Below are 3,748 nucleotides of genomic sequence, written 5' to 3' on the forward strand. Positions count from 1 at the left end.
CCCAAGGTCTTTCTCTCGGCCATCGCCTTGGCCGCAACCGTCATGTTCTGGCTATGAGTCCTGAGCGTAGGCGCGCGTCGTGCGGTTGATCGGACTGGGGGCTGCGCACGCTGCCCTGCACGGGCCTGACCACCTCGTCGGCATGGGAGAGCACGGGCCCGAACCCTTCGGGCGCCAAGCGGAGCAAGACATCCGAGCGGTCCACGAGCCGCGCGGCTACCACGTGGACGATCTCCAGCTCGCGCTGGACATGACCCTCGACGGCGAGAAGACGGGCTTGCATGACGATCCTGCGGAAGGTTTCCAGCACCTTAGGCCAGACGACAAGATTTATGGTGCCCGTCTCGTCCTCCAGCGTGACGAAGCACACGCCCTTGGCCGATCCGGGCCTTTGGCGCACAAGCACAAGTCCCGCAAGCTTCACGCGCTGAAATGGCCGGGTGCCCGCCAGATCGGCTGCGGCGATATAACCTTGGGCCGAGAGCGAACGCCGCAGAAAGCTCAGGGGGTGCGCCTTGAGCGAGAGTCGCAGCGTCTGATAATCGGCGACGACGTGCTCGGACAGCGGCATCGGGGGGAGCGGGACGGGAGACTCGACGCCTTCGTCGGGAGCGCCATGGAACAGCGGCAGGTCGGAAGTGTCGCGGAGGGAGCGGGCCTCCCATAACGCCTGGCGGCGGTCGAGCCAGAGGGTACGCAGGGCGTCGGCCTCGGCCAGTTGCCGGATCGAGGCGACGGCGAGGCCCGTGCGGCGCTGAAGGTCGGGGAGATCGCGGAAAGGCGCCTCCCGCGCCGCGAGAAGGCGCGTGACGGCGGCCCGGGGCAGGCCCGAGACAGTGCGCAGGCCGAGCCGCACCGACAGGCCACCCTGCCCGTCTGGGACCAGCGTCGTGTCCCAATCCGAGAGGTTTGCATCGGGCGGACGCACCTCGACCCCGTGGTCGCGCATGTCGCGCACGATCTGAGCGGGGGCGTAGAAGCCCATGGGCTGAGAATTCAGAAGCGCCACCCCGAAGGCCGCCGGGAAATGGCACTTGAGCCAAGAGGAGACATAGACGAGGAGCGCGAAGCTCGCAGCGTGGCTTTCGGGAAAACCATACTCGCCGAAGCCCTTGATCTGATCGAAGCAGCGGCGGGCGAAGGCCTTGTCGTAGCCGCGCTCGACCATGCGGCCCACCATCTTATCCTGAAGGCGGTCGATCTGTCCGCGCGAGCGGAAGGTGGCCATGGCCTTGCGCAGTTCGTTCGCCTCGGCGGGGGTGAAGCGGGCGGCCTCAATGGCGATGCGCATGGCCTGCTCCTGAAAGATCGGCACGCCCAGGGTGCGGCCGAGGATGGTCTTCAGTTCGGCCGGATCGTGCGGCGAGGCGGGCGAGGGATACTCGACGGTCTCCCTCCCTTCGCGGCGGCGGAGATAGGGATGCACCATGTCGCCCTGGATCGGGCCGGGGCGGACGATGGCGACTTCAATGACAAGGTCGTAGAAGGTGCGCGGGCGCAGGCGGGGCAGCATGTTCATCTGCGCCCGGCTCTCGACCTGAAACACGCCGAGGGAGTCGCCTTTGGACAGCATGGCATAGACGCGGGGATCCTCTTGCGGGATGCTCGCGAGGTTGTGCTGCACCCCGTGATGCGCTGCCACGAGGTCGAGCGCCTTGCGGATGCAGGTCAGCATCCCCAGCGCCAGGATGTCCACCTTCAGGATGCCAAGCGCGTCGATGTCGTCCTTGTCCCATTCGATGAAGGAGCGGTCTGGCATGGCGCCGTTGCCGACGGGGACCGTCTCGATCAGCGGGCGCTCGGTCAGGATGAAGCCCCCGACATGCTGGCTTAGGTGCCGAGGCATGCCGATGAGTTGGGAGGCGAGCTTGACCGCCATCCGTAGCAGGGGATCGGACAGGTCGAGCCCGGCCTCCTTCACGTTCCGTTCGGTCACCTCGGTTCCCCACGAGCCCCAGACGGTGCGCGCGAGAGCGCCAGTCATATCCTCGGAGAGCCCCAACACCTTGCCCACCTCGCGGATGGCGGAGCGCGGGCGGTAGTGGATCACGGTCGCACAGAGGCCGGCGCGGTCGCAGCCGTACTTGCGGTAGATGTGCTGGATGACCTCCTCGCGCCGTTCGTGCTCGAAGTCGACGTCTATGTCAGGGGGCTCGTGGCGTTTCTCGGAGATGAAACGCTCGAAAAGAAGTTGGTGCTGGGCAGGGTCCACAGCGGTGATTCCCAGGACGTAGCAGACGGCCGAGTTGGCGGCCGAGCCGCGTCCCTGACAGAGGATCGACGTCCAGGGGCGACCGGAGCCGTCTCCCTCGCGGGCGAAGCGGATGATGTCGTGAATGGTCAGGAAGTAGCGAGCGAGGTCGCGCCGGGCGATGAGCGCCAATTCCTTGCGCAGCGTCGCGACCACCTCTCCCGGTACCCCGCCAGGATAGCGGCGCCCGGCGCCCGCCCAGGTGAGCGCCTCCAGATGGGACTGCGGCGTTGCGCCTTTGGGAACTACCTCGCTCGGGTATTCGTAGGCCAGTTCGCTCAGCGAAAAGGCGCAGGCATCCGCCACCTGCCGGGCGGCGCGGATGGCGCTGGGCCATTCGGCGAAGAGGCGGAGCATCTCCTGCGGACTTTTCAGGTGCCGCTCGGCATTGGGTTCGAGCAGGAGCCCTGCCCCTGAGAGACGCACCTTTTCGCGGATGCAGGTCATCATGTCTTGGAGCGGGCGGCGAGCGGCCTCATGATAGAGTACGTCGTTGGTGGCGAGGATGCCGATGCCCGCGCTCCTGGCCATGTGATCGAGCGCATTAATCCGCGCCCGGTCCTCGCCTCGATAGAGATAGCTCGCCGCGACATGGCGGAGCGTCGGCAGGCGGCGGGCCAGCGCGCGGAGCCTTTGAGGAAAGCCGGCGAGATCGGCGGGCGGGACGAGGATGAGCTGGAGCCCTTCGGCATACCCGGCGAGGTCGTCGAGTGTCAGATCGCAGGCGCCCTTTCTCTGCCGCTCGCCGTCGGCATCCCTCATCCTGCCATGGGACAGAAGCCGCGACAGCCGGCCATAGGCCGCGCGGTCACGCGGGTAGGCCAGAAACTCCTCGCCCGAGAGAAGGACAAGGCGGCAGCCGATAACAGGGCGCAGCCTCGCCTTGGTCGCCTCCGCATGAAGCCGAACCACGCCAGCCAGAGTGTTGCAGTCGGCTACGCCCAAGGCGTCGTAGCCCAGTTGCCACGCGGTCGTGGCAAAGTCCAAGGCCTCCGAAGCTCCACGCAGAAAGCTGAAGCACGTCGTGAGCCCCAGCTCCACGAAGGGCGCGCGAGGGTTCGGAGCAAGGTCGTTCTCTTCCGCCAGGGTGCGCTTGGGATGGTGGCGTTCGACGTCGGGCATCGCGGGTCAGGCCGGAGGGACGAGGCGTCTTGAGAAGCATCGCGGACGCTTGCGGGGGTGGCCGTGGCTCATCCGAAGATCCCCTGCACGAACCAGCGGGGCGTCCCGCCCCGGCCGTCGTCGGGCAGCCCTTCGCGGTAGAGCCAGAAGCGCCGCCCCTCGTGGTCCTCGACGCGGTAGTAGTCGCGCAGGCGCGTGCCGGGCCGATCGCGCCACCATTCGGGAGAGATCCGCTCCGGCCCGGCGAAGCGGGTCACCCGGTGGGTCACGCGCCACCAGGTGAACTGCGCACCCCGCCCTGTTTGGCGCGCAGGGCCAGCCGCTTGGTGGCGGTGAAGTCGAGCGCCGGGGGATCGCCCCAGACCTCGCCCACCA

At 67.5% G+C, this 3,748-nt stretch carries 1 protein-coding gene and 1 pseudogene; both read right to left on the reverse strand.

The annotated features are described in order from the left end of the window. Window positions 1–40: 40 nt before the first annotated feature. A complete protein-coding gene (locus FHG71_RS22825) occupies window positions 41–3,373 on the reverse strand; it encodes an error-prone DNA polymerase (RefSeq protein ID WP_139084081.1) in 3,333 nt (1,110 codons plus the stop codon). 68 nt (window positions 3,374–3,441) lie between these two features. Then, window positions 3,442–3,748: pseudogene (locus FHG71_RS22830) on the reverse strand (Y-family DNA polymerase); the annotation flags it as partial.

The organism is Rubellimicrobium roseum (genome assembly GCF_006152145.1).
GTDB classification, from domain to species: Bacteria; Pseudomonadota; Alphaproteobacteria; order Rhodobacterales; family Rhodobacteraceae; genus Rubellimicrobium; species Rubellimicrobium roseum.